Below are 23,870 nucleotides of genomic sequence, written 5' to 3' on the forward strand. Positions count from 1 at the left end.
GGTTCATTCGGCGGGAAAGTCTTCACATTCGACCCCGGTCGTGAGGGAATCGTGTTGTCCCGGCTCAATGTGGAGGCGATATGGACCCGAACGCCGTACACGAAGTCCTCGCCCGGCATCTGCTTGTCGACGGCTTCCGGCTGGTGCTCGATCTGGACAGGAGCTCGGGCTCCTGGCTGGTCGACGCGCGCGATGGCCGGAGATACCTCGACTTCTACACGTTCTTCGCCTCGTCGCCGCTGGGGATGAACCCCTTCGACGACGACCCCGAGTTCATGGCCCTGCTCGCGCGCGTGGCCGCGAACAAGCCCGCCAACCCCGACCTCTACACCACCCACCTCGCCGAGTTCGCCGAGACCTTCCACCGGGTGCTCGGTGACCCCGACCTGCCGCACCTGTTCTTCGTCGAGGGCGGCGCGCTGGCCGTCGAGAACGCGCTGAAGTGCGCCTTCGACTGGAAGAGCCGCTGGAATGAGGCCCACGGCCGCCACCCCGGCCTCGGCACCAAGGTGCTCCATCTCACCCGCGCCTTCCACGGCCGGAGCGGCTACACGCTGTCCCTCACCAACACCGACCCGGTGAAGACCGACCGCTTCCCCAAGTTCTCCTGGCCCCGCATCGACGTGCCCGCCATCCACTTCGGCGACGTGGAGGCCGCGGAGCGGCGCTCCCTGGCCCAGGCGCGCGACGCCTTCGCCCGCAACCCCCACGACATCGCCTGCTTCATCGCCGAGCCGGTCCAGGGCGAGGGCGGCGACAACCACATGCGTCCCGAGTTCCTTCAGGCGATGCAGGACCTCTGCCACGAGCACGATGCGCTGTTCATCGTGGACGAGGTCCAGACCGGCGTCGGGCTGACCGGCACCCCCTGGGCGTACCAGCAGTTCGGCCTGGCGCCCGACGTCGTGGTCTTCGCCAAGAAGGTCCAGGTGGGCGGGGTGATGGCCGGCCGCAGGGTGGATCTGGTCCCCGGCAACGTCTTCAACGTCAGCGGCCGGATCAACTCGACCTGGGGCGGCGGGCTGGTCGACATGGTGCGCTCGCGCCGGATGCTGGAGATCATCGAGCGCGACGAGCTGATCCCGAAGGCCGCGATCATGGGCGAGAAGCTGCTCTCCGGGCTGCAGACCCTGGAGGCCGAGGGCCTCGTCGCGAACGCCAGAGGCCGCGGTCTCATGTGCGCGTTCGACGTGCCCGACCGGGCCGGCGTGATCGCCCGGTTGCGCGACGAGGGTGCGGCCGGGGTGCTGGTCCTCCCGTCCGGCGAGCAGTCGGTACGGCTCCGCCCGGCGCTCTCCGTACAGCCGGACGAGCTGGAGTACGGCCTGGCCCGCCTCCGCGAGGTCCTCACCCCGGGCTGAGCGGGGCCGGCCTCAGTCGCCGGTCGAGTCCCGCCAGCGGCCGATCGCCGCGCTCCGCGACTCCACGCCGAGCTTGGCGTAGATGCGGTTGACGTGGTTCTTCACCGTCTTCTCGCTGAGGAAGAGGCGCTGTGCGATCTCACCGTTGGAGTGGCCCACGGCGATGAGGTCCATGACCTCGGCCTCGCGTTTGCTCAGGCTCAAACGGGTGCGGTCGTCGACTCTCATCCGGCCTCCTGGGCAGAATCAAGATCGCCGAGGCCCCCGCGCGTCCGGCGTAGCGGTCGAGAGCGAGCATAACGCGCGTAGGTCATGTTTTGTGGATCATTCTTGTGGTCGCGCCACAAAAGCAGACGGCCGGTCCTTTCGGACCGGCCGTCTTCCCGGGTGAGTGATGGGACTTGAACCCACGACATCCAGGACCACAACCTGGCGCTCTGCCAGCTGAGCTACACCCACCATGTCCGCCGCACTCGGCGGCGTACGAGAAAAGTGTAGCGGTATTTCGGAGTCGTCATGTCCCGCCGCGCGGCGTTCGCCGATTTGTCACCTCTGGACCCGTTTCGGCTGCCTCGTCGAGCGAGGCGCGCAGGCCGAGCAGGAGGATGTGGAAGCCGCGCCGGAACTCGTCCCCGGCGGTGACCTCCCGCGCCTCGCGGGCGGTTTCGGCCAGCAGGGGGTAGGCCTCGGGGGACAGCCGCGCCATCGCCTCCGTACCCGCGCCGGACAGCGGCCCGAGGTGGTCCATCTGGATCGAGCCGATCAGATGGCCGAGCAGGCAGCGGAGGGCGATCGCCCGGCGGTCTTCGGTGAATCCGGCGGCGGTCAGCACGCCGAGGACGGCCTCCGCCCAGCGCAGCACGTTCGCCGAGGTGTGGCGGTGGGTCAAGGCCAGCGGGATGACCTGCGGGTGCGCGGCGGCGGCGGCACGCACCCGTTCGACCAGCACCGTGAGTTGCTCGTTCCACGGAAGGCCGGGCGGCGGTGTCGTGTCGACGGCCGAGAGTACGAGATCGACGACGAGCCCCTCCAACTGCTCGCGGTCGCTGACGTACCGGTACAGCGACATCGTGCCCAGGCCGAGCCGGACCGCGACGGCGCGCATCGTGAGCGCGGCGAGCCCGTCGTGGTCGATGACAGCGAGGGCGGCGGCGGCGATGTCGGTTTCGGAGTAGGAGCGAGGTCGCGGCACGGGTTGACAGCGTACAACATACGCTCATAACGTCGTAAGCGTACAAGCTACGCCTATGGAGAGGAGAAGGCGTTGGCGCGAAACGGGGGTTCCGGGCGGATCAGGGCAGGCGCGACGATCACGCGGCGGCGGTTCGCCGCCGTCTCCGGGGAGACGATCCCGATCCCGGACGCCGACCGGCTGATCCACCTTCAGTTCCGGCGGTTCGCCGGCTGTCCCGTCTGCAACCTGCACCTGCGGTCGGTGGCGGCGCGGCACGACGAGATCGCGGCCGCGGGCGTGCGCGAGGTGGTGGTCTTCCACTCGTCGGCGGAGGCGCTGCGGCCGCACACTGCGGAGCTGCCGTTCGAGGTCGTCGCCGACCCGGACAAGCGGCTGTACCGCGAGTTCGGCGTCGAGTCCGCGCCCCGCGCCCTGCTCGACCCGCGCGTCTGGGGCCGGGTGGTGTACGGAGTGCTTCGCGATCTCGGTCCCGTCCTGCGCGGGCGGCGGCCGTCGCCGTCATTCGTTCCGGAGGGCGGGCGCCTCGGGCTGCCGGCCGATTTCCTGATCGCGGCTGACGGCCGCGTGGTCGCGGTGAAGTACGGCGACCATGCCTACGATCAGTGGCCGGTGGACGAGATCCTCGCGCTCGCTCGTGCGGAGCGCGAGGACCCGGCCAGGATCTGAGCGCCGGTCAGCCGGCGGAGACCGCCTCGGCGATCTCGCGTGCCGTGGCCGTGTCGGGGCCCGGCGGCGGCACGAAGACGGCCGCGCGGTAGTAGCGGAGCTCACGGATGCTCTCGGTGATGTCCGCCAGCGCGCGGTGGCCGCCCTGCTTCTCGGGGGAGGCGAAGTAGGTCCGCGGGTACCACCGGCGGGCCAGTTCCTTGATCGAGGAGACGTCGATCATGCGGTAGTGCAGGTAGTCGTCCACCAGCGGCATGTCCCTGGCGATGAACGAACGGTCCGTGGCGATCGAGTTGCCGCACAGCGGGGCCTTGTTGGGCTCGCGGATGTGGGACCGGATGTACTCCAGGACGAGGGTCTCCGCCTCCGCCAGCGTCACCCCGGTGGGAAGGGCGTTCAGCAGACCCGAGGTGGTGTGCATCTCGCGCACCACCTCGGACATCTGGGCCAGGGCCTCGGGTGGGGGTTTGATGAGGACGTCCACGCCCTTGTCAAGCTGGTTCAGCTCGCCGTCGGTGACGACACAGGCCACCTCGACGAGCGCGTCACGGCCGAGGTCGAGCCCGGTCATCTCACAGTCGATCCAGACCAGCAGGTCAGTCATGAGACCCAGAGTAGTAGGGCGTTCAACTTACTTGGAGAGAGTCCACCACCTGCTGGAGCACCGACTGGTCGAGATTGTCGGGCACCGAGATGTAGAGCATGGCCGGCTGCTGCCCCGCACCCGCGTCCACCAGGACGAACGCGCCCTTCTCCGTCTTGAACTTCCAGCCGTTGCGCCGGGACTCCGCGGTGAAGTCCATCTCGAACTCGGTCAGCCAGGCGTCGCGGCCGCCCACCTTGATCGCCTTGTTGCTCACGATCCTGCGCGCGTGCGGGGGCGAGTAGAAGGCCGGCTCGTACGCGACCAGCGCCGCGCTGGTGAGGTTGCGCAGGTCCTGCGGGCCGCTGTACGGGAAGACCGCGGGCAGCGGAGCGGCGAAGACCGAGGCGACCCAGTCGCCGTTCTTGCCGTCGAAGTTCTGCTGCGAGAGGGCCTGGTAGCCGCTCGACCACTGCGGCATCTGCTGGTTGTTCGGGTTGTTGATGTCCGCCGCCTTCGGCACCACCCAAGGATCGCCCGGGAACGCGTACGACAGCCCGGTGACGGGGTCGGAGATCCGGCCGCCCGACGGCTGCGGCAGCTCGGTGAGCTGCCGCTGGGGCGGCTCCGTCTCCTGGGGAGGGACGGTGTGGTCGAGCTGGGGCGCCGTCGTCTCCGTGCCGGGCCGGGCGACCACGTCGCTGCTCTGGACCCGGAAGAAGAACACCCCGGCGGCGGACACCAGGGCGAGCACGACGACGACCGTAAGCCCGCCCAGCAGCCACGGCCACGGCGATGACTGCTTCGGCGGCGGTGTCCCGAAGCCGGGGAGGGGGAGCTGGGCCGTCTGGGACGCCGAGCCCCACTGCGGGCCGCCGCCCTGGGTCGGGAACCCGCCTTCGGAACCGCCCTGGGCCGGGAACCCGCCGTCGGAGCCGCCCTGCGCGCCGCCGGGAACGGTCTGCTCGGCCTCCGGCTGGGCGCCGCCCGGCTGCTCCCTGGGATGCGTCGCGTCGGTCCACTGGGACCCGTCCCACCACCGCAACAGAGGGGAGCCGTACGGGTCCGGGTACCAGCCGGCGGGCGTCGTCGTCATGCGGGCCACATTAGCAATCCCACATCTGTTCATGAGATTGCCGGAAAACGTCGGCTATCTCTGATGTTGCTGTGCGTTCGTGGGAAAGCGCGGTCAAATCGCGGGCCGCCTCGGCGGCGCGGCGTTTCAGCGCCCGGCCGGTTTCACCACCGTGTTTCAGCACCGGTAGGAGAAGGACGCCTTGTCCTGGAGCGGCTGTCCCGAGGCGGTCGGCGACAGGACGCGCAACGTGGCCACGCCCTTGAAACGGCCGGACCCCGTCACCTCCCAGCGCAACGGGAGCTCGACCGACGTGCTCCCCGAGAACACGTTCTGCTCGCGCTCCGGCATCCGCACGCCGTCGCTGCGCACCCAGACGTACCGGATGGTGCCCGCGCCGCCGTTGGTGGTCACCGTGCCGACGAGCGCGGCCATGCCGTCGCAGGCGATCGCCTTCTTGGGGCCGCGCACGTCCACCTTCTCGACCACCACGCCCGCGGCCGGCTGGAAGCGCAGCCACAGGATGACCACCGCGAGGAGCGCGGCGAGGAGCGCCGATCCCGCCCACGCGCCCCGCCGGCCCCGCCGTCGGCCGGGACGCCGGGACGGCCCGGCGTCCCGGCCCACGTCGTCGGCGAGCTCCGTGGTCGTCCCGGAACGCCAGATCTGCGCCGCCGCCGTGTCCGCGGGCACGCCGGGACCGAAGCGCATGACGACGTCGTCCGCGGCGGCCGGACCGGGGATCCCCAGCAGGGTGACGGCGGCACCGATCTCGTCCGCCGCAGGGGCGGGTTCCGGAGCGGCCGAGGACCACAGATGGCGCGTGCGGGCCAGCGGCTCCCTGGTCGTGTGGCTCTGGGGGAGCGGGTCGCCCGCGGCGAGGAGGACGTCGCGGGCGGCGGCGAGCCCGTGGGCCGCGGCGGCCGCCGCCGCGCGCTCGAACAGGACGGCCGAGCCGTCGTCCGCCCAGCTCGTGGCGAGCCCCCTGGCGAGCTCGATCCAGGCCGTGACGTCCCGCTCCGGCGACGCGGGCTCCCCGCGCAGCGCCTGCAGGAGGCCGCGTTCCGCGAGCAGGGCCGTGCCGTCCCCCGTGATCACGATCGTGCCGGGATGCGGCGCGCCGTGGGTGAGCCCGGCCGCGTGCAGGTCGAGCAGGGTCCGCGCGGTGTCGGCCAGGATCGCCGCCACCGCGCCGGAGCCGGGGGAGGGGACGCCCCCGCGATACACCTCGGCGAGCAGGTCGGCGAGCGTGGGAACGGGCGCGCCGTCCGTGATGAGCCAGATGTCGCCGCGCGCGGTGACGAGGTCGGCGACCGGGAGCAGCCCGGCGCTCCGGGCGAGGTGGCGGTCGGCGGTCACGGCGGCGACCAGCCGCTCGCGGGCCGCGGGCGTGGCCACCAGGGCGGGGTCGAACCGCAGCACGCCCGACGGGGTTCCGGCGGGGGAGACCGCCTCGCGCCAGGTGCCGATCTCGCCGGACCGGGCGCGTCCGGTCAGCCGATGCCCCGCGACGGAACCGCCGTCATCCATCTATCGCCTCCGGTGCCGCCCCGTCATCCTCTTCACGGCCAGTGTGGCGGGAACGAGGCCGGTCGTCACCAGGCCCAGGGCGAACGCCCCCATTGAGGCGCTGGGCATGGGCGCGGAGGTGAGCCGGGGCGTCTCCTGCGGCGTCTCCGTGGGACCTGGGTCCGTCGGCTTGGACGTGGGCGAGGAGGTCGTGGGGGTGTTCTGCGGCCGGGTCGGCGTGGACCCCCAGCCCGGGAGGTCGGGGATGTTCACCGTGTCGTCCGGCTCCGGGCTCGACTGGCTCGGCCGGGGACGCGGGCGGGTGGGCGTCCGCGAGGGCGTCGGCCTCCTGCTCGGCGACGGCTTCGCGGACGGGACCGCCGACGGGGAGGACCTGACCGTCGGCTGGACGCTGGGCGTGGGAGAGGGTGTGGGCGTCCTCGACGGCGACGGCGACGGCTCGGGCGCGGTCGTCACCTCGACCGGTTCCTCTTCCTCTTCGTCGATGCCGAGGTCCAGGGGCGTGCTGCTCGGGGAGTCGACCGTCGTGTGGGCCTGCAGCTTGGCGTCGCCGAACGACCCGACGAGCGCGGCCGTGCCGCCCGCGACCAGCGCCACCGCGACCGCGACCAGGCCGATCCTGATGCTGACCTTGGTGAACCGGTTGTTGGCGAGGTGCGTCTCGGCGAGCGCCGTGGCGGCCTCGGGCTTCTCCTCGGCCAGCGGGAAGAAGGGGAGCAGCAGGCCGGCGAGGGCGGCCAGGCGCCGCCGTCCGCGCTCCTCCCAGGTGGGCCCGTACGCCTCGGCGGCGATGGTCTCCAGCTCGCGCAGGAACGCCTCGACCGACGCGGGCCGGTCGGCCGGGTTCTTGGCCATGCCGCGCTCCATGAGCCCCTGCAGGGCCTCCGGCACCTCCTCGACCGGCGGGGGCGTGGACTGGTGCTGGCGGGCGAGCGCGGGCAGGCTCTGCGCCCGGAACGGCCGGGTGCCGGTGAGGCACTCGAAGAAGACCACGGTCGCGGCGTACACGTCGGTGGCCCGGCTCGCCGGGCTGCCTGACCACTGCTCCGGCGCCATGTACGGCGGGGTGCCGGCCGCGTTGACCCCCTCGCCGGCCCGCGCGGCGATGCCGAAGTCGACCAGTTTGCTCATGCCGTCGGCCGTGACCAGCACGTTCTCCGGCTTGTAGTCACGGTGGACCACCCCGACGGCGTGCGCCGCGGCGAGCCCGAGCAGCGAGCCCTTCAGCACGGTGAGCGCGGCTTCCGGGCCGGTCGGCCCCTCCGAGCGGAGGATCGTGCGTAACGAGACGCCGTCGACCAGTTCCATCACGATGGCGGCGCCGTGCGGCGCCTCGATGTACTCGTAGAACCGCGCCGCGTGCGGGCTGGGCTCCATGAGCGCGAGGAGGTGGGCCTCCTGGCGGAATCGGCCGACGAAGTTGAGATCGGAGCGCAGCGCGTCGGACAGGTACTTGATCGCCACCTGTATGCCGTCGGCGTCGTGCTTGGCGAGCACGACCCGGCCGCCGCCCCCCGTGCCCAGCTCTCGAATCTCGGTATAACCGGGGGCACTCCAGGCGCCCGTCTGCCCGTACATCAGGTCTCCTCATCGGCGCATGACGAGACCGTAGCTTAGTGATGGATCACCCATTAAGACGAAAAGTCGTGAAACTTAGTCACAAACCGGTCATGACCTGCGGAGAACGTGCTCCGGGACCGGGATTCCGGAGGTCAGCCTCGGGTCGGGCTCCGGCGCGCCCCAGACGCTCCGCAGCGGCAGCACCCCCGCCCAGATCGGCAGGGCGTAGTCCTCCTCGTCGTCCTTCGGCGGGCCCTGCCGTACCTTGACGGACGCCTCCTCCAGGGAGAGGGCGAGCACGGCGGTGGCGGCGAGCTCCTTTCTGCTCGGCGGCCGGACCGCGTCCCACTGGCCGGGGGCGAGCCGCTCGGTGATCGCGCGCAGGCCGTCGAGCCGCTCGTCGTCGTCCACGACCTCCCGGGCCAGTCCGTAGACCATCGCCGAGCGATAGTTCACCGAGTGGTGGAACGCTGACCGCGCCAGGACGACGCCGTCCAGGTGGGTGACGGTCACGCAGACCGGTGCGTCCGACGCGGCGCGCAGCGAGGCGGCCCCGGTGGAGCCGTGGAGGTACAGCGTCTCGCCGATCCGGCCGTACCCGGTGGGGATCACTCTCGGCGCCCCGTCCACCAGGACGCCCAGGTGGCAGATGAGCCCGGCGTCCAGCACGGCGTACAGGTCGGCGTGGTCGGTGCGGGCCCGGTCCTTGCCGCGCTTGAGCACGGTCCGGGGTGTTGTGGAAAGCATGTCCGTTACGTTAGGAGCCGAGTGGACCGCTGCATATGGCCACTTCCGGTGATGAATGGGGAACCACTTTGCGGGCCAACGTCGACCTCCCGCTGGTCGTGGACCGGCTCTCGCCCGTCGCGCTCGCCGCGCAGGTGACCGACCAGCTCCGGGACGCCATGCGGGACGGAGCGTTGCGGGCGGGCGAGCGGCTGCCGTCCAGCCGCGCGCTGGCCGCGCTGCTCGGCGTCAGCCGTACGGTCGTGACCGACGCCTACCAGCAGCTCTACGCCGAGGGCTGGCTCGACGGCAGGCGCGGCTCCGGCACCTACGTCGCCGACGTCACAACATTTCCGGATTTGGTGAGGCCGCTGGAGCCGAGGATCCCGTGGGATCCGACGGACCCGTTCGAACCCGCCGGGCCGGATCTGGTGGACCTGCGCCCGGGGCGGCCCTGGGTGCTCGGGTACGACGTCGCCGCGTGGCGCCGGGCCTGGCGCCACGCCGGGGACGCGCCACCCGACCACACCCCGGATCCCCGTGGGCACCCCGACCTGCGCGCGCTGCTCGCCGATCACCTCCGCCGGGCGCGTGCCGTACCCGCCGGGCCGGAGAACGTGCTGGTCACCCGTGGCACCGGGCACGGACTCGACCTCTTCGCCGCGTCCCTCCTCCGGCCCGGCGTCCGCGCGGGGGTGGAGGAGCCCGGCTACCGCGTGGCCAGGAACGTCCTGCGGGCGCGCGGCGCCGAGATCGTGCCGTGCCCCGTGGACGACCAGGGCGTGATCGTGGACGAGCTGCCGGATGACCTGGACGTGCTGTACACCACTCCGGCCCACCAGTTCCCGCTCGGCGGCCGGCTGCCCATGGCCCGGCGCGAACGGCTCCTCGCCTGGGCCCGCCGCACCGGCGCCGTCATCGTGGAGGACGACTACGACGCGGAGTTCCGCTACGACGTCGCGCCGCTGCCCGCGCTGTACGGGCTCGACCCCGCGCGGGTCGTGCTGCTCGGCACCCTGTCGAAGTCGCTCAGCCCCGACGTGGGGCTCGGCTGGCTGGTGGCCGCGCCGGAGTCGCTGGCGCGGGTCGCCGAACACAGGACGCTGCTCGGCGACCGCACCTCCGGCCCGGTGCAGCGCGCGGTCACGACCCTGCTGCGGCGCGGCGACCTGGACCGGCACCTGCGCCGGATGCGCCTGGAGTACGCGCGCCGGCGGGCGGCGGTCGTCGAGACGCTCGGACCGCTGGTGAAGGGCGACACCGCCGGCCTGCACGTCCTCGTCGAGCTGCCCGAGGACGCGGTCGGCCCGCTGGTGGAGGAGGCGCGGCAGCGCGGCGTGCTGCTCGACACCACCGCCCGGCACCACCATGGGCCGGTCCGGGTCCACGGCCTCGTCCTGGGGTACGGCTCCGCGTCGCTCGCGGGTGTCCGGCGCGGCTGCGCCGTCATCCGGGAGCTGATCCGAGATCGTCAGTGCTGTGACCACGAACCTCGGCAGAGTCGGTCGCTTCGCCAGAAGGAAGCCTCCGGTCCTCGCGAAGCCCGCTTCGCTGGGCCAACGCTCCGGTCCTCGCTCCCTTCCGCTCCGCTCCCTCGATCCCGGTGAGCGGCTAAGCGGGAGCTCCCGGCCCGCTCAGATGACCCGTTCGAGCACGCGGAACTCCTCCCGAGGGCGGGGCAGCGCGAACGGCGGCACGCTCTCGCCGGTGATGCGGTTCACGTCGATCCCGCCCGGGTCGCCCTCCACCGTCCCCGGCACCTGCGAGTGGCCGAAGTGGCCGCCGCGCGCCCAGAGGCGGCGGCTGCGTTCGGCCGCCAGCGAGTGCGGCGAGGGCAGCGGAGGCCCGGCCGGCCAGCGGCGGGGCACCCGCCAGGCGTCCAGCCAGGTCAGGATGTCGTCCAGACCGTCCAGCTTCCCGTCGGTGAAGGGATGCTCCACCGAGCCGAGCACGCGGATCTGCACGCACACCCGTCCCTCACGTCCCCGATCGCCCGGCAGTCCGCGGGCCGCGCGCGTGGGGGGAAGCGACTGGGCGATCTCGCCGGTCACGGGATTCCAGATCAGGTGGGCGGGACACCCGAGCTGGATCATGCGTTGGGCGGCGGACTTGGCCGAGACCGCGAGAGGGTCGGTCGGCCAGATGAACCAGACGGCCCTCGGAACTCCGCCGATCATGGGTCCGGAGTCCTCGGGAGCGGGAATTCGGCTGGCGCCGGGCATCCATGCGTGGGCCACTGTGCCCCCTCAATCCTCGATCGCCCTGTTTTCTCCCCTTATGCGCCGGAGCTGACACCTCGTGGGCCGTGATTGTTACTGGCGAGTGGCAATCTTGCGCAGGCCATACCGGGTACGCCGGAGGACCGCGTATCCCTTGGTCAGGGTGCGCTCCTTGAGGTAGATGAGAGGAACGCCGCGGTCCTCCACGGCGAGCGTGAACCGCGCCATCGTGGTGCCCCTGCTCACGGTCAGCCGGGGGATGGCCAGCTCGTCGTGCCGGTCGGCCGCGACGGCGTTGCCCACCGCGCAGGCCGCCCAGTACCCCGCCCGGCGCACCTCACGGCGCACCCGCGCGCTCGAATAGCCGTACGGATAGGCCATGGTGGTCACCGGGCGGCCGAGGCGGTCCTCGATCACCCCTTTGTTACGGCGGAGTTCCTGGCGCAGCTCGTGGTCGCCGATCTGGTCGAGCTGGGGGTGGCTGTGGCTGTGCCCGGCGATCTCCACGCCGTGCTCGGCCGCCTCGCGGGCCTGGCCCCACGAGAGCGTACGGTCCAGCGGCCGGCCCGCGGCGTCGGCGCCGGCGTCGGCCACCCAGCCGCTGGTCAGGAAGAGCGTGGCCGGGAAGCCCGTCCGGTCGAGCACGGGAAGCGCCTCCTCGTGGAAGTCGGCGTACCCGTCGTCGAACGTGATCACCACGGGGCGGTCGGGCAGCTCCGGGCCGGTGCCGTGCAGCGACGCCACCAGATCGGCCACGGTGAGCGGGGTGAAGCCGGTCTCCCGCAGGTAGCCGAGCTGGTCGGCGAAGTCGCCCGGCCGCACGGCCAGCGGCCGGGTCTCCGGCGTGGGCCGGTCCGTCACCGAGTGGTACATCAGGATCGGGACCCGCGTCACGAGCGGCTCCGGATGCGCGCGCCGCCGACCAGGTAGCCCCAGGTCGTCCAGGCCAGCCCGATCACGATGGCGCCCGCGCGGCCGAGGCCGGCGAGGTCGCCGCGCACCGCGTCGCCGAGGCCGCGCAGCACCCCGAGCGGCAGCGTCCTGAAGGTGTAGCCGCGTTCGCTGGAGAGCCCGTCGCCCGCGCCCACGCTGCTCGTGACGAGCGCCTTGGACAGGCCCTCCGCGTAGCAGCGGGCCCGGAAGTAGCCGAACCGCGCCCGCTCGGGGGACACCTTGTGCCCGATGGCCGCGCCCGGCTCGAACAGCAGCACCGCCCCCGGCCGCCGCTGCGACAGCCGGATGCAGAACTCGGTCTCCTCGCAGCCGAGCGGCCGGCTCCTGCGCCCCTGGACGCTGCGCCCGATGGCCGTGCTGAAGCCGCCGACCTCGCTGACGACGTCGCGGCGGAACGCGGCGTTGCCGCCCATCACGTTACGGATCGGGGCCCGCTCGACCGGCATCCCGCGATAGGTGCAGCCGACCGTCCAGTCGAACTCCTCGGGAAACCAGCGGGGACGCCCGCCCGCCGTCCACAGGGGCCGGGTCAGCCCCCCGACCCCGGCCACCGCCGGATCGGCGAACCCCGTTTCGAACGCCTCCAGCCAGTCCGGATCGGCCGCCGCGTCGTCGTCGAGGAACGCCACGACGTCGCCCCCGGCGACCTCCGTCCCGGTGTTCCGGCCGCCGGACAGCCCCCGCTCGTGGGCGTTCTCCACCACGACCGCGTCGGGGTACTCCCGCTTGAGCCGCAGATGCAGGTCGGGGTTGTGGTCCACCACCAGGATCAGCTCGTACGCGGGGCGGCGCTGGCGGCGGACCGACTCGACCGCCGCCCGGATGTCGTCCCAGCGGTCCTCGGTGTAGGCGCAGATGACGACCGACGTCCGCACCGGCGCGGGAGGCGGTGTCACGCCGCCCCCTGGTCGGCCGCCGGGGCGTGCGCCGGAGCGGGCCGCTGTACGGCCGGCCGCCGCCGCTCCCGCAGGATCGTGCGCAGGACGCGCAGGCCGTCCCGGAACGCGTTCAGGTTGCTCTCGCCGTGCAGGCGGCACCGCTCGTGGCTCGGCACCTCGTGGACCCGCAGCCCGGCCCGCGCCGCGCGGATGTTCATCAGTGTCTCGACCTCGAACCCCGCGCAGTCCAGGTCGAGCACCGGCAGGTGGCGGGCCCAGAACGCGTTGTAGCCGTAGCACAGGTCGGTGTAGCGGGTGCCGTAGACGCGGTTGACCAGCGTCCGCAGCAGCGTGTTGCCCAGCCTGCGGGTGAACGTGAGGTCGTCGCTCCCGCCTCCCGGGATGTACCGCGAGCCTTTGGCGAAGTCGGCGCCGCTCACCAGCGCGCTGACGAAGTGGACGATCTCGCGGCCGTCGGTCGAGCCGTCCGCGTCGATCATGACGATGATCTCGCCCGTGCAGGCCGCGAAGCCCTCGGCCAGCGCGTCTCCCTTGCCCCGCCCGCGCTGGTGGACGACGCGCAGCCCCGGCCGCAGCCGGCGCGCGACGGCGACGGTGTCGTCGGCCGAGTGGCCGTCGACGAGCACGACCTCGTGGATCCAGGAGGGCAGCGTGGCGAAGACGTGCGGGAGGTTCTCGGCCTCGTTCATCGCGGGGACGACCACGCTCACCGTGGGCGCGATGGCCAGGTGGGGGCCCAGAGGGGTCAGGCGGCGACCGGCCGGCAGCGGACGCACGGCGGCGAACGGGGAAGTGGCGCTGTGCTCGGGACTCATCTGACTGGATGTCCTTCCGGGCGGTCGGTCAAGAGCGGGGACCCCTTTTCACTTCGTGCCGGCCTCCCCTTCGCCCGGCGCCCGGCCTCGGTACAGCAGCCGGATGACCAGCAGGAAGAAGCTCAGCACCCCGACGGTCGCCACCCCGGCCCGGGGCGACCAGGCGTCGAAGAGCAGCATGGCTTCCGCGAGTACGACGTTGACGGCCAGGCTCGCGGCCGCGCCCACCGTCAGCGCCGAGAGCGGGTCGCGGTCGCGCAACAGTCCGGCGACCGCGGCTCCGGGGACCAGGAAAAGGAACAGCGGGGTGAGGAGCATCCGGACCGGTGTCCTGATGTCGGCGAGCGCGAGCACCGCGCCGACGGCGCACGCCACCCCGAGTACGACGACGGGGATACTCCGGTTTCTACCCATGTCTCCTGGTCTCCCGGCAGGTAGAGGCCACTGTGACGCGGTTGGTGGACCCACTTATGGGACCAATCACAACAGGCACCCGTCTATGGCGACGCATTGCCTCAGCCCCCGGTTTACCAGGCCGCACCGGAAAGAAGGATCTTATCCCAAATGTCGAAAGATGTTCATGGAATAGTGACATTCACTTCGATGATCTTTCCCAATTTCCCCACATTCCTCCCCTTTCCCAAATTTTTCACAGGCTTGCAAATTATCGGTGATCACTCGGTCCCCTCGCCGGTCCCCACGATCTCCTCCGCGGCCGGGCTCGGCGAGGCGCCCTGCCAGGAGACTCGGCAGTACGGGTTCCCACTGGCGGAGTGGAAGGTGACCAGCGCGCTCCCGGCCGACGCCTGGTCCGCCACCGTCAGCGTGATCCGGCCGGACGCCCCCGCCCGGAGCCTGCCCTGGCCGGGACGGAGCACGACCCCCTCGGGGACGGTCGCGGTCCAGGCGATCGCGGCGTCACGCGCGTACAGAGTGATCGCGCCCTGCCCGCTCGGGCGGCCGGGTCGCCGAGCCCGCCGGGGCAGCTCACCGACAGCAGGGGAGCCCGCCGGGGGGAGGCGGCCGCGCGGCGGCCGCGCGCAGACGACGTCGCCGGGGGACGGGCGGCCGTCGGCGTACGCGAGGCATCTGCGCAGCAGCGTCCCCGGGGAACCGGCCGGAGCGGACTCGACCAGCGCGGACAGGTCGGGGCAGTACGCCCGCCCCCTCTCCGGCAGCACGACCGCCGCCGCCGCGTTCTCCATGCGGTCCCTGGCCCGGGCGAGCCGCACCGCCGCCTGCCGTGAGGTCAGCCTCAGCACCGACCCCGTCTCGGCGGGCGTGAGGCCGTGCCGTACGGACAGGTGGAGGATCTCGCGGTCGCCCGGCCCGAGCTCGGCGAGCGCGTCACGCACCAGCGCCGCCGTCCGGGGATCCGCGGGGTCGTCGAGCACCGCGACAGGGGCCGCCCTGCCCCGGTCGCGGCTCGCGCACTGGAGCCGGACGAGCGCGTACAGCCAGCCGCGCAGGCGGCCCGGGTCGGTCGGCCGCCGGCCGCCCGCCCGCGCCGCCGCGAACGCGCGTCGCACCGCGTCCGCCGCCCGGTCCTGGTCGTCGAGCAGGGAATGGGCGTAGTCGGCCGGCCGGTCGGCGTACGCGTCGTAGAGCCCGGCGATCGCTTCCCCGTCACCTTGTCGCAGCGCCTCCAGCGACCGTCGGTCGTCGGCGCGGTTGACGTATGGCCATGCGGGCAACGGACATTCCTCCCCCAGAGTGGAAACCAGAACTTGTCGGGCCCCACGAGGAGGACGCCGCCTCAGCGGCCGCCGTTTACTCCCTGAAAAGTCATACTCAACCGGTATTCACCCCGAAATCCACCACAAAATCCCGCAATTCGGGTTATTGCGGCAGGCCGGAAACCCCGACCTGGCCGGTGCGCTCCGCACACGTTCACCGGGATCGAGGCAGCGGAACGGAAGGGATCGAGGACCCTCCGTCGTACGGCCGTCCGGCTCACGACGAGATTTCGACCGTTCTCTGCCAGGTGTCGTGATCCTCGACGTGGCTCAGCATGTAGTGGGCGAGATCCGCACGCGAGATCCTCCTCGGGTTCGCCAGGTGGCGGCCCACCGCGGCCCGGTAGCGCCCGGTGAGTGGCCCGTCGGTGAGCATCGGCGGGCGGATGACCGTCCAGTCGACGGCGCTCGCCGCCACGACGCGCTCCATGGCGGCCATGTCGGTGTAGCCGTGGCGGTAGAGACGCTGGATGAGAAATCTGGTGACGAGCTTCTGGGGCAACGGAGTCTCGGGAGGGATTTCGAGGCCCGCCGAGGACAGGCACATGAGGCGTCGCACCCCCGCCTGGCTCATGGCATCGATGATGTTGGCCGCGCCCTGGGAGTAGACCGTGGTGGGGTGCTTGCGATCCCTGCTGCCCAGGCAGGACAGGACGGCCTCGTGACCACCGACCGCGGCTTCCCAGGTCCGGGGCTCCAGGACGTCTCCGGTGATGAGGGCCAGCCGGGCGTGGCCCGCCGCCGGGATCCGGCCCGGATCGCGGGCGACGACGGTGACGTCATGACCGGCGTCGAGCGCCTGGGTCAGGAGTTGGGCACCGCTGCCGCCGGTGGGGCCGAAGATGAGGAGTTTCACGACTTGTCCGAAAGAGCGTCGACCACGGCGGCGGTCAGAGCCTGCTGGCCGGCGAGGGAGAGGTGGATCCCGTCGTCAAGGAGGAACTCCTCTCCCGTCTGCCGGGCGAGGGCAGGGTGGCTGTCGACCGTGAGGTCCGGTTGCGCGTTCACGATCTGCCTGATGGCGTCGACATCGCGATTGGTCCAGGTGAGCCCGGCTCGCTGGAACGGCTGATAGGCCGCGAGGCGTGCCTCGTCCACCGGGGACGGAGTGATCCACACCCATCGCGCCGCGGTGCGCTTGGCGGCGAGATCGCGCAGGGCCCGGAGGTTGCGTTCGGTCTCGGCGACGCTGACCAGGGTCGGTCCGTCGACCGACCCGAGGCGCTGGGCGTCGTTGCCGCCGAGCATGCACAGCACCCAGTCCGGGCGGTGGAAGGACAACCCGGGCAACAAGGTGAGAGCTTGGGTGGTCGTGTGTCCGGAGACCGCCGTGTTCGTCAGGGTGATGCCGTCGGCGGGGCGCCGGAGGTCGATGACGTGGCGCAGGATCTCGAACCATGACAGCAGGTCGTCGGTGGTGCTCTCACCGACGGCCACGACGCGCTGCTCAGGTGCGAACGGCAACCGGTCCACTTTCTCGGCGAACTCGGGATCGTCGAGCAACTCCGTCGCGGCGCGACGTGCCTGCTCGGCGTGCTCCTGGCGCACCCGTCGGTAGGAGCCCGCGTCAAGTCCGTACAGCGCGGCGATGCGGTCGTCGTCGAGCCCGCCGAGATATCCCAGGGCCTTCTCAGGGTGCTGGAACCGGATGAGTCGTTCGGTCAGTGCGGTGTTCATGCGGCTCCTTCTTCAGCCATCGACGCTGTCGTTCGGTTCAGGCGGGCGCCGGCTCTGTTGGTTCTGGTGCGGGGCAGCAGGAATCCGGTGGCGATGAGCCAGGCCAGGGCGGTGAACCGGGCCACGGGCAGCAGGATCGCCGTGTCGGGGACCAGCAGCGCCAGGTGGGACAGTTCGGCGACGACGGCGATGGCCAGGCCGGCGAACGCCATCGCTCGCGGCAGCAGACCGGCCAGCAGCCCCGGTACGGCGATGCCCACCACGAGCAGCCCCAGGAAGACGACGTGCCCGGCGCCGCCGGAGGCGAAGGCGAGATCTTGCAGGGCCCGAACCACCGCGGGCTCGGTGAGCACCTCCGGGCGTGAGAGTGTCCAGCTGAACATCGCGGACAGGGCCAGCATGGCGGCGGCCAGCAGGCCGCCGGCCAGGGCGATGGTGGCGCCAGGTGCCCGGATGCCGAGGTTGCGCAGGCGGGCGGAGGCGGTGGCAGTGTAGATCGCCAACGGAACCGCGGCGCCGAACTGCAGGAACGCGCTCACGTGTACGGCGTCCTGGTGATCCTGGAAGTACGCCAGGATCTCGGCCGCCGAGCCGAAAGGCGACGGGAAGGTGGCACCGCCCGCCATCGCCGTGCTGACGACGATCCCGCCGAGGAACAGTGCCGTGAAGACCACGGCGAGGATCCCCAGCGGCGGCCCGCCGTCGGTCTGCCGCCGGGTGCGCTCGACGGTTGTCACACGATCACCCGCCCACCGGTCAGGTCGAGCGTGACCCCGGTGACCCAGGACGAGGCGTCCGAGGCGAGGTACAGCACGGCCTGGGCGATGTCGCCGGGCTGCCCGATGCGGCCGAGCGGGTAGGCCGAGGCCAGCTCCTCGAGTTGCTCCGCGGACATGAACCGCTGCATGCGTTCGTTGAGCACGGCGGACGGGGCCAGGCAGTTGACCCGGACGCCGTGCCCGCCGACCTCGTTCGCCAAATGCTTGGTGAACATCACCACGCCCGCTTTCGCAGCGGCGTACGCGGCGTTCGCGCCGCTCGGCTGGCGGCCTGCCGTGGACGCCATGGTGATGATGCTCCCGCCACCCCGCTCGATCATGGTGGGCAGGAACGCGGCCACCGTTATGAAAACCGACGTCAGGTCGGACTCGACGATGGCACGCCAGCGGTCGGACCCGAGCTGGGCGGTGGGCGCGGGGGCGCCCTGGCCGCCGGCGAACGCCGCGAGGATCTCCACCGGTCCCAGCGCGCGCTCGATCGTGTCGCGCATGTCCCGCACCACGGCCTCATCGGTGACATCACCGGGCGCCGCCACCGCCGTACCGCCGTCTGCCGTGATCTTCTCGACGACCGCGTCGATCGCCGCCCGGTCACGGCCGTTCACCGCGACCCTGACTCCGTTCGCCGCCAGGGCATGGCAGGTCGCCGCTCCGATGCCCCGTGAGCCGCCGGTCACCAGCGCCACCTTGCCGGCCAGGCCGGGGTGCGCCGGGCCGCTCATATCGCTGATCATGTCCACTCCGTTCTGTGCAGTGAACTATTCATAGCACAGAACGATTCTCTGCCACTACCATCGCTTGCATGTCCACGGAACAGCAGACCGGCCACGACGACGGACCGGCGCGGCGCTCCCGGCCGAGGGGAGCGGCGTTCCTGCTCTCTCAGGTGGGTGCTCAGGCCGCGACACGGTTCGCCGAACGCATCAGCGGTCTGGGGGTGCTCCCCTCCGATGTCGGACTCCTGCGCATGATCGCCAGCCGGCCGGGGCGCAGCCAGCAGTCCCTGGCCGAGGAGCTGGGAGTCGTGCCGAGCCGGGTCGTCTCACTGGTCGACGGCCTGGAGCGCAAAGGGCTGGTCGAACGACGGCGGAACCCGCAGGACCGGCGTAACTACGCGCTGCACCTCACCGAGGACGGCGCACTCGTGATGAGCAAGATGCGTGAGCTGGCCACCGCGCACGAGGACGAGATCTGCGCCGCGCTCGACGACGACCAGCGGGCGCAGCTCACCGGTCTGCTCGAAGCCATCGCCGCCCAGCAAGGGCTCACTGCCGGCGTCCATCCCGGATTCCGGAAAGCACCGTGGTGACCACACGCAAGGCCGGGAAGCGCTGATCGAGGAACACCTCGACGATGTCACCGGCGCACGGCAGGATCGAGAGGTGACGCACTTTCTCATCTCCTTCCCCAGCGCCGCCATGGTGATCTCGGACGAGGATTTTCCTGACGTGGTACGCGACTCCCACGCGGTCATCCAGGAGGCCAAGGATGCCGGCGTCTACGTCTTCGGCGGCGGGATAGACGAAGACGTCGACCCCGTCCTCGTGGCCGGTGACGGCACGGTGACGGACGGCACCTATCCGCAGACCACGCAGTTGAACGGTGGGTACACCATCCTGGACCTGCCCTCCCGCGAGGCGGCGCTGGAGTGGGCGAAGAAGATCGCGGCCGCCTGCCGCTGCTCGCAGGAGGTTCGGGCGTTCCAGTACGACCCGCTCACCTGACGGCGTACGGCCACCCCCGCGCCGTCCGCATGCCCCGCCTTCTCACACGCGGGCGGTGCGGACGCGGTCAGCCAAGGTGCTGGCCGATGATGGCGCCGGCGGTGTCAACGTGGTGCTGGAGTCCGGATGGACCGACACCGAGCTATCCCCGCCGTCGGCCGAGTAACAGGCGCCGGGCCGGCCAACATCAGGAGAACTGGCTAGCGCTGCGCGGAGCCGCAGCTGGGCGCGCACAGCCGCCGGGCGATCCCCTTCAGGAAGATCTCGCGGATCTCCAGCACGGTCTGCGGGAAGTACGCCGCGCCTCCCGTGGCCTTGGCGATCGCGCTCATCTGCGCCCGGTCCACGCCCTTCTCCGTGTTGAACGAGATGATCAGGATGCCGACCGGCCGCTTGGGGTCGTAGGCGCTCTTCAGCTTGGCCAGGATCTCCTTGTTGGAGAGCCCGCCGTTGGGGTCGTCGTTCCCGACACCGTCGGTGAAGAGGATGATCGTGTTGACCTTGTCCGCCTGGTACTCGTCGGTCATCTTCCGGTAGGCGGCCCACAGCGAGTCGTTCAGCCCGGTGTTGCCGGTGGGGATCGCCTGCACGTTCCGCATCTCCTGGGCGATCCGGTCGCGCCGGGTCACGCCGTCGATCCGCTGCGCCAGCGGGCCCAGCGGCACGATCTCCTTCCAGTCCACCCCCTGTCCGCGCAGGTTGTCGGAGAAGATCCAGGTGCCCACCTCGCTCTTGTCCGGGAACAGCTTGAGCCCCTCGACGGCGACGTTGCCGATGGCGCGCATGCGGCTCACACCCGTGCTGTCGGCGGGCTCGCCCATGGTCCCGGAGACGTCGATCAGCGCGAGGATCCGGGTGCCCAGCTTGATCTGGTGCCACGCCTGGGTCAGCTTGGCGACCGCCGCGCCGTCGGGGAGCGCCAGTTCGGCCGGCTTGTCGGCCTTGACGCCGTTCTCCGGGCTGAGCGCGCCGCCGGCCTTGCCCTGTGGCGTGCGGAAACCGTGGTCCTGCACGATCTGCCGGCCCGCCGCCGAGGTCAGCTCGGTCTGGAACGCCTCGGCCGCCTCGCGTACGGCCGCGTCCTTCGCGGTGATGACGATGGGGTAGTCGAGGCTGACCGTGCCCTCTTCGGGATAGAGGGCGACCGCCGGGTTCGACGGGTGCGACGTGGTGTTGAACGCCCACACCGACTGCTCGGAGGCGACGCCGACCGGGATGCGCGCGGCGGCCTTGGTCAGCGTGGCGAACAGGCTGTCCGGCGAGGACACGGTCGACTCGGAAAGCTGCCGCAGCACGCCCACGAGCAACTCCTCGCCGCCGCCCCCCGCCTTCAGCACCGCCGACCCGGCGAGCAGTGCGCCGAGACCCGCGGAGTTCTGCGCCGGGTCGAGCGCGAGCACCCGCACCTTCCGGGCCAGGCCGTCGGGGTTGGCGGCGTTCGCCGCGTTCAGCAGGCCGGTCCAGCTCGCCGGGCTGAACGCCGCCTGGAGCTTCTCCGCCCCCGTCTTGGACGCGGTGAGCACGACCGGCGACCGGGCCGCGCTGCCCGACGCCTTCAGGCCCGACCCGGCCAGGCCGGAGCGCGTCAGCCACAGGCTGGAGTCGGGCACCCACAGGTCCGGATCGACCTTGCCCGAGGTCGGGCCGCTGCCGGACATCGCGTTGGCCACCGTGGCCGACTGGACCGCCTTCACCGAGACGGTCACGCACTTGCCGCCCGCCGTACGCCCGGACTGGCCGAACTTCTGCGCCACCTTGGCGACGGCCGGCTCGATGTCGGGCGACGCCACCACCGAGAGCCCGATCGGGGCGCCGTCGCAGCCCCGGCCCTTGTTCACCACGACGTACGCGGCGACTCCGCACAGCACGGCGACCGCGACCGCTCCGGCCAGGGGCGCGAGTACTCGTCCTCGGCTCGGCGGCCTCGATCCGCGACGGCGGCGCGGCACGTACGGATCGTGCTCGCCGTCGGTCTCCTCTGTGCGGTGGCGTCCGCCCACGGTGTCCTCTTTTCACCGAAGATCCGGGTAGTGCTTACGGAACACTACTGGGAAGTAGTAAGGGGGCAAAACACTCATTTTGCTCGGATGATCACGCTAGGTGATCAATAATGGGCGTTTCCCCGGCGCACGCCGTACCCTTGGCGGGTGGTCATTCCCGTCGAAGACAGCACGGATCCCCGCATCGCCGACTACGTACGGCTCCGCGACGTCGACCTGCGCAAGAGCCTCGAAGGCGGCCGGGGCCTCTTCCTGGCCGAGGGGGAGAAGGTGATCCGCCGGGCGATCGCGGCCGGGCACCGGGTCCGCTCCATGCTGATGACGGCCAAGTGGCTGGACAGGTTCGCCGACCTCATCGACGGGGACGGCGTCACCGTCTACCTGGTCTCCGACGAGGTCATGGAGGGGATCACCGGCTTCCAGGTGCATCGGGGCGCGCTCGCCTCGATGGCGCGGCGCGAGCTGCCCTCGGTCGCCGAGGTGCTGCGTGGCGCCCGGCACGTGGTCGTGCTGGAGGATCTGGTGGACCACACCAACGTCGGCGCGATTTTCCGCTGCGCGGCCGCGCTCGGGGTCGACGCCATCGTGCTCTCGCCGCGCTGCGCCGACCCGCTCTACCGGCGGTCGGTCAAGGTGTCGATGGGCTCCGTCTTCTCGGTGCCGTACGCGCGGCTGAAGGACTGGCACGACGGCCTGGCCGAGCTCCGCGACCACGGCTTCCGGCTGCTCGCCCTCACCCCCGCCGAGAGCGCCGTCCCGATCGAGGAGGCGCTGACCGGCGGGCGCACCGCGCTGCTGCTCGGCTCCGAGGGCGACGGGCTGTCGTCACGCTGGCTGGCCGAGGCCGACCAGGGGGTGCGGATCCCGATGAGCCGGGAGGTCGACTCGCTCAACGTCGCCGCCGCGGCCGCGATCGCCTGCTACCTGCTCACCGCCGCCGCGCGCTGACCGGGGCCGCCGGGACGGCTCCGCCGGACTCGGGCTCGCCGGCCGCCCAGTCGAGTAGCTTGCGCGCCGTGGCGAGGCGGCGCGCCTCGCTGGTCTCGCCGAGGATCACGCCCACGTACGTGTGCTCGTCGCGCACCGCCGCGAAGGTGAGGCAGAACCCGGCGGCCGCGGTGTATCCCGTCTTGAGGCCGATCGCGCCGTACGAGCCGTACGACAGGAGCGTGTTGGTGTTGCGCCAGACGTGCGCGCGGTGGATCTTCGAGGCCACCACCTTGTGCGTGCGCGCCTTGGCGACCACGGCGATCACCGGGTCGTCCAGTACGACCCGGGCGAGGGCCACCTGGTCCCTGGCGGTCGAGTACGCGCCCTTCGCGGGCAGCCCGTCGGGATTGACGTACCGGGTGCCGGCCAGGCCGAGCTTCGCGGCGGCGGCGTTCATCTTGGCGACGAAGCGGGAGGTGCCCGGGCCGTACCGCTCGGCCAGCGCGTGCGCGGCGTCCGCGCCCGAAGGCAGCATGAGCGCGTAGAGCAGCTCGCGCACGGTCAGCCGCTCGCCGGCCCGCAGGCCGCCGCTGGTGGCCCCGTTCGCGACCGCGTGCTTGACGTCCGCCGCGGTGATCTTGATGACGTCGTCGAGTGACGCCTCGCGCCGCACCACGTAGGCCGTCATGACCTTGGTGAGGCTGGCCACGGGGAGGCGGCGGGTGTCCCGCTTGGTGAACGCGACCTGGTCCGCCGTCGTGTCCACGAGGTACGCGGCGCGGGCCGTCACCTGGGGCGCGTCCTGTGTCGTGACCGCGCGGGCCGCGGGAATGGGGGAGGTGGCGGTGTCGGCGACGGCGGTCGTCCCGACCGATCCGAACGCCAGGAAGGCGGCCGACAACGCCGTGATCAGACCGATGCGCATCCCGTCATGATGGCACGATCACGCGCCGGCCTCCGGCTGACGCCGCCGACGGCGCCAGAGGATGAAACCGGCGACCGCGCCGAGCGCGACGGCGGCGACCGCGGCCGCGATCGAGGGAGACTCGGCGGCGACCTTCAGCCACCCCCACAACACGGTGTAGAGCCCGAACGCCGTGATCGGCGCCCAGGTCAGGCAGCCCAGGGCGCTGGCGACGAGATACCAGCGGTAGTCGACCCGGAGCACGCCGGCCACCCAGGGCAGGGTGTGGCGCAGCCCGGGCACCCAGAAGCAGCCGTAGACGGCGAACGCGCCCCACCGGCGCACCATGTTCTCCACCTTGAGGATGCGCTCCTGGCCGATCTTCCGGCCCAGCCGCGAGCGGTAGAGCGCGTTGCCGACCGTGCGGCCGACCCAGTAGTACACCTGGAACGCGCCGAACAGCGCGACGGCGCCGATCGCGACGACGACCCAGAGCGGCATTCCGAGAAACGAGGCGGACATCGGGTCGGGCATTTC

Annotated in this window: 26 protein-coding genes and 1 tRNA gene; 6 read left to right on the plus strand and 21 right to left on the minus strand. The window is 71.6% G+C overall.

Annotated features, from left to right (window positions below):
* The first annotated feature begins 80 nt into the window (after positions 1-80).
* Positions 81-1,361 (plus strand): L-lysine 6-transaminase, encoded by a 1,281-nt coding sequence (lat, locus tag ACQP1V_RS10200; RefSeq protein ID WP_387413131.1) that lies wholly within the window; start codon positions 81-83, stop codon positions 1,359-1,361.
* 12 nt (positions 1,362-1,373) lie between these two features.
* On the opposite strand, the gene ACQP1V_RS10205 is transcribed toward lat, so the two are convergent.
* The 3 genes from ACQP1V_RS10205 to ACQP1V_RS10215 form a co-directional block, all read right to left on the minus strand.
* Positions 1,374-1,589: a helix-turn-helix domain-containing protein gene (locus tag ACQP1V_RS10205; protein WP_067135895.1), complete on the minus strand. Its 216-nt coding sequence runs from the start codon at positions 1,587-1,589 to the stop codon at positions 1,374-1,376.
* Positions 1,590-1,747: 158 nt separating this feature from the next.
* Positions 1,748-1,820 (minus strand) — tRNA-His (locus tag ACQP1V_RS10210).
* Between the two features lie 55 nt (positions 1,821-1,875).
* The gene (locus ACQP1V_RS10215; protein ID WP_433421329.1) at positions 1,876-2,553 is read right to left on the minus strand and encodes a TetR/AcrR family transcriptional regulator; all 678 of its coding nucleotides are present in this window, start codon (positions 2,551-2,553) and stop codon (positions 1,876-1,878) included.
* Positions 2,554-2,625: 72 nt separating this feature from the next.
* Here ACQP1V_RS10215 and ACQP1V_RS10220 point away from each other — a divergent pair, with 72 nt between their 5' ends.
* Positions 2,626-3,222 carry a peroxiredoxin-like family protein gene (locus ACQP1V_RS10220; protein WP_433421332.1) on the plus strand — a complete coding sequence of 199 codons (597 nt, stop codon included), beginning with the start codon at positions 2,626-2,628 and terminating at the stop codon, positions 3,220-3,222.
* Between the two features lie 7 nt (positions 3,223-3,229).
* Here the strand turns inward: ACQP1V_RS10220 and orn are convergent, their stop codons facing one another.
* The 5 genes from orn to ACQP1V_RS10245 form a co-directional block, all read right to left on the minus strand.
* Complete coding sequence (gene orn / locus ACQP1V_RS10225; protein ID WP_433421335.1) at positions 3,230-3,826, minus strand: oligoribonuclease; 597 nt, start codon at positions 3,824-3,826, stop codon at positions 3,230-3,232.
* 22 nt (positions 3,827-3,848) lie between these two features.
* Positions 3,849-4,901, minus strand: coding sequence for a DUF2510 domain-containing protein (locus ACQP1V_RS10230; protein WP_433421338.1), 1,053 nt, complete (start codon positions 4,899-4,901; stop codon positions 3,849-3,851).
* Positions 4,902-5,057: 156 nt separating this feature from the next.
* Positions 5,058-6,410, minus strand: coding sequence for a hypothetical protein (locus ACQP1V_RS10235; RefSeq protein WP_433421341.1), 1,353 nt, complete (start codon positions 6,408-6,410; stop codon positions 5,058-5,060).
* Complete coding sequence (locus tag ACQP1V_RS10240) at positions 6,411-7,988, minus strand: protein kinase domain-containing protein (protein WP_433421345.1); 1,578 nt, start codon at positions 7,986-7,988, stop codon at positions 6,411-6,413.
* Between the two features lie 90 nt (positions 7,989-8,078).
* Complete coding sequence (locus tag ACQP1V_RS10245; protein ID WP_387413145.1) at positions 8,079-8,717, minus strand: pyridoxamine 5'-phosphate oxidase family protein; 639 nt, start codon at positions 8,715-8,717, stop codon at positions 8,079-8,081.
* Positions 8,718-8,752: 35 nt separating this feature from the next.
* Between ACQP1V_RS10245 and ACQP1V_RS10250 the strand changes: the two genes are divergently transcribed.
* Positions 8,753-10,303: a PLP-dependent aminotransferase family protein gene (locus tag ACQP1V_RS10250; protein ID WP_433421349.1), complete on the plus strand. Its 1,551-nt coding sequence runs from the start codon at positions 8,753-8,755 to the stop codon at positions 10,301-10,303.
* 27 nt (positions 10,304-10,330) lie between these two features.
* Here the strand turns inward: ACQP1V_RS10250 and ACQP1V_RS10255 are convergent, their stop codons facing one another.
* The 10 genes from ACQP1V_RS10255 to ACQP1V_RS10300 form a co-directional block, all read right to left on the minus strand.
* Complete coding sequence (locus ACQP1V_RS10255) at positions 10,331-10,873, minus strand: hypothetical protein (RefSeq protein ID WP_174550742.1); 543 nt, start codon at positions 10,871-10,873, stop codon at positions 10,331-10,333.
* A 135-nt stretch (positions 10,874-11,008) separates the two neighbouring features.
* On the minus strand, positions 11,009-11,809 hold the full coding sequence (locus tag ACQP1V_RS10260) for a polysaccharide deacetylase family protein (protein WP_387413150.1): 801 nt from the start codon (positions 11,807-11,809) through the stop codon (positions 11,009-11,011).
* Positions 11,806-12,765: a glycosyltransferase family 2 protein gene (locus ACQP1V_RS10265; RefSeq protein WP_433421354.1), complete on the minus strand. Its 960-nt coding sequence runs from the start codon at positions 12,763-12,765 to the stop codon at positions 11,806-11,808. Before ACQP1V_RS10265 ends, ACQP1V_RS10260 begins: the two co-directional genes overlap by 4 nt.
* Positions 12,762-13,583, minus strand: a complete 822-nt coding sequence (locus tag ACQP1V_RS10270; RefSeq protein WP_387413154.1) for a glycosyltransferase family 2 protein — start codon at positions 13,581-13,583, stop codon at positions 12,762-12,764. The genes ACQP1V_RS10265 and ACQP1V_RS10270 overlap by 4 nt, the downstream gene beginning before the upstream one ends.
* A gap of 48 nt (positions 13,584-13,631) precedes the next feature.
* Positions 13,632-13,997, minus strand: a complete 366-nt coding sequence (locus ACQP1V_RS10275; protein WP_067135918.1) for a hypothetical protein — start codon at positions 13,995-13,997, stop codon at positions 13,632-13,634.
* A 260-nt stretch (positions 13,998-14,257) separates the two neighbouring features.
* Positions 14,258-15,277, minus strand: coding sequence for an RNA polymerase sigma factor (locus ACQP1V_RS10280; RefSeq protein WP_433421358.1), 1,020 nt, complete (start codon positions 15,275-15,277; stop codon positions 14,258-14,260).
* A gap of 259 nt (positions 15,278-15,536) precedes the next feature.
* Entirely contained in the window at positions 15,537-16,175 is a 639-nt protein-coding gene (locus ACQP1V_RS10285) for an NAD(P)-dependent oxidoreductase (protein WP_433421361.1), read from the minus strand.
* Entirely contained in the window at positions 16,172-16,996 is an 825-nt protein-coding gene (locus ACQP1V_RS10290) for an SGNH/GDSL hydrolase family protein (protein WP_433421363.1), read from the minus strand. The genes ACQP1V_RS10285 and ACQP1V_RS10290 overlap by 4 nt, the downstream gene beginning before the upstream one ends.
* The gene (locus ACQP1V_RS10295; protein ID WP_433421365.1) at positions 16,993-17,733 is read right to left on the minus strand and encodes a hypothetical protein; all 741 of its coding nucleotides are present in this window, start codon (positions 17,731-17,733) and stop codon (positions 16,993-16,995) included. Before ACQP1V_RS10295 ends, ACQP1V_RS10290 begins: the two co-directional genes overlap by 4 nt.
* Complete coding sequence (locus ACQP1V_RS10300; RefSeq protein ID WP_433421367.1) at positions 17,730-18,509, minus strand: SDR family NAD(P)-dependent oxidoreductase; 780 nt, start codon at positions 18,507-18,509, stop codon at positions 17,730-17,732. Before ACQP1V_RS10300 ends, ACQP1V_RS10295 begins: the two co-directional genes overlap by 4 nt.
* Before the next feature lie 68 nt (positions 18,510-18,577).
* Between ACQP1V_RS10300 and ACQP1V_RS10305 the strand changes: the two genes are divergently transcribed.
* Together ACQP1V_RS10305 and ACQP1V_RS10310 are read left to right on the plus strand one after the other, a co-directional pair.
* Positions 18,578-19,084 (plus strand): MarR family winged helix-turn-helix transcriptional regulator, encoded by a 507-nt coding sequence (locus ACQP1V_RS10305; protein ID WP_387413168.1) that lies wholly within the window; start codon positions 18,578-18,580, stop codon positions 19,082-19,084.
* Positions 19,085-19,157: 73 nt separating this feature from the next.
* Positions 19,158-19,499, plus strand: a complete 342-nt coding sequence (locus ACQP1V_RS10310) for a YciI family protein (RefSeq protein WP_433421370.1) — start codon at positions 19,158-19,160, stop codon at positions 19,497-19,499.
* A gap of 200 nt (positions 19,500-19,699) precedes the next feature.
* On the opposite strand, the gene ACQP1V_RS10315 is transcribed toward ACQP1V_RS10310, so the two are convergent.
* Positions 19,700-21,499 carry a substrate-binding and VWA domain-containing protein gene (locus ACQP1V_RS10315; RefSeq protein ID WP_433421373.1) on the minus strand — a complete coding sequence of 600 codons (1,800 nt, stop codon included), beginning with the start codon at positions 21,497-21,499 and terminating at the stop codon, positions 19,700-19,702.
* 147 nt (positions 21,500-21,646) lie between these two features.
* On the opposite strand from ACQP1V_RS10315, the gene ACQP1V_RS10320 reads away from it, so the two are divergent.
* Complete coding sequence (locus ACQP1V_RS10320) at positions 21,647-22,447, plus strand: TrmH family RNA methyltransferase (RefSeq protein WP_433421376.1); 801 nt, start codon at positions 21,647-21,649, stop codon at positions 22,445-22,447.
* Here the strand turns inward: ACQP1V_RS10320 and ACQP1V_RS10325 are convergent.
* Positions 22,428-23,354 (minus strand): D-alanyl-D-alanine carboxypeptidase family protein, encoded by a 927-nt coding sequence (locus ACQP1V_RS10325; protein ID WP_433421379.1) that lies wholly within the window; start codon positions 23,352-23,354, stop codon positions 22,428-22,430. The two genes, ACQP1V_RS10320 and ACQP1V_RS10325, sit on opposite strands and share 20 nt — an antisense overlap.
* 18 nt (positions 23,355-23,372) lie before the next feature.
* A complete protein-coding gene (locus ACQP1V_RS10330) occupies positions 23,373-23,867 on the minus strand; it encodes a DedA family protein (RefSeq protein WP_433421381.1) in 495 nt (164 codons plus the stop codon).
* Between the last annotated feature and the right edge of the window lie 3 nt (positions 23,868-23,870).

The organism is Microtetraspora malaysiensis, assembly GCF_050947145.1.
In the GTDB taxonomy this organism is placed as follows: Bacteria; Actinomycetota; Actinomycetes; order Streptosporangiales; family Streptosporangiaceae; genus Microtetraspora_A; species Microtetraspora_A malaysiensis.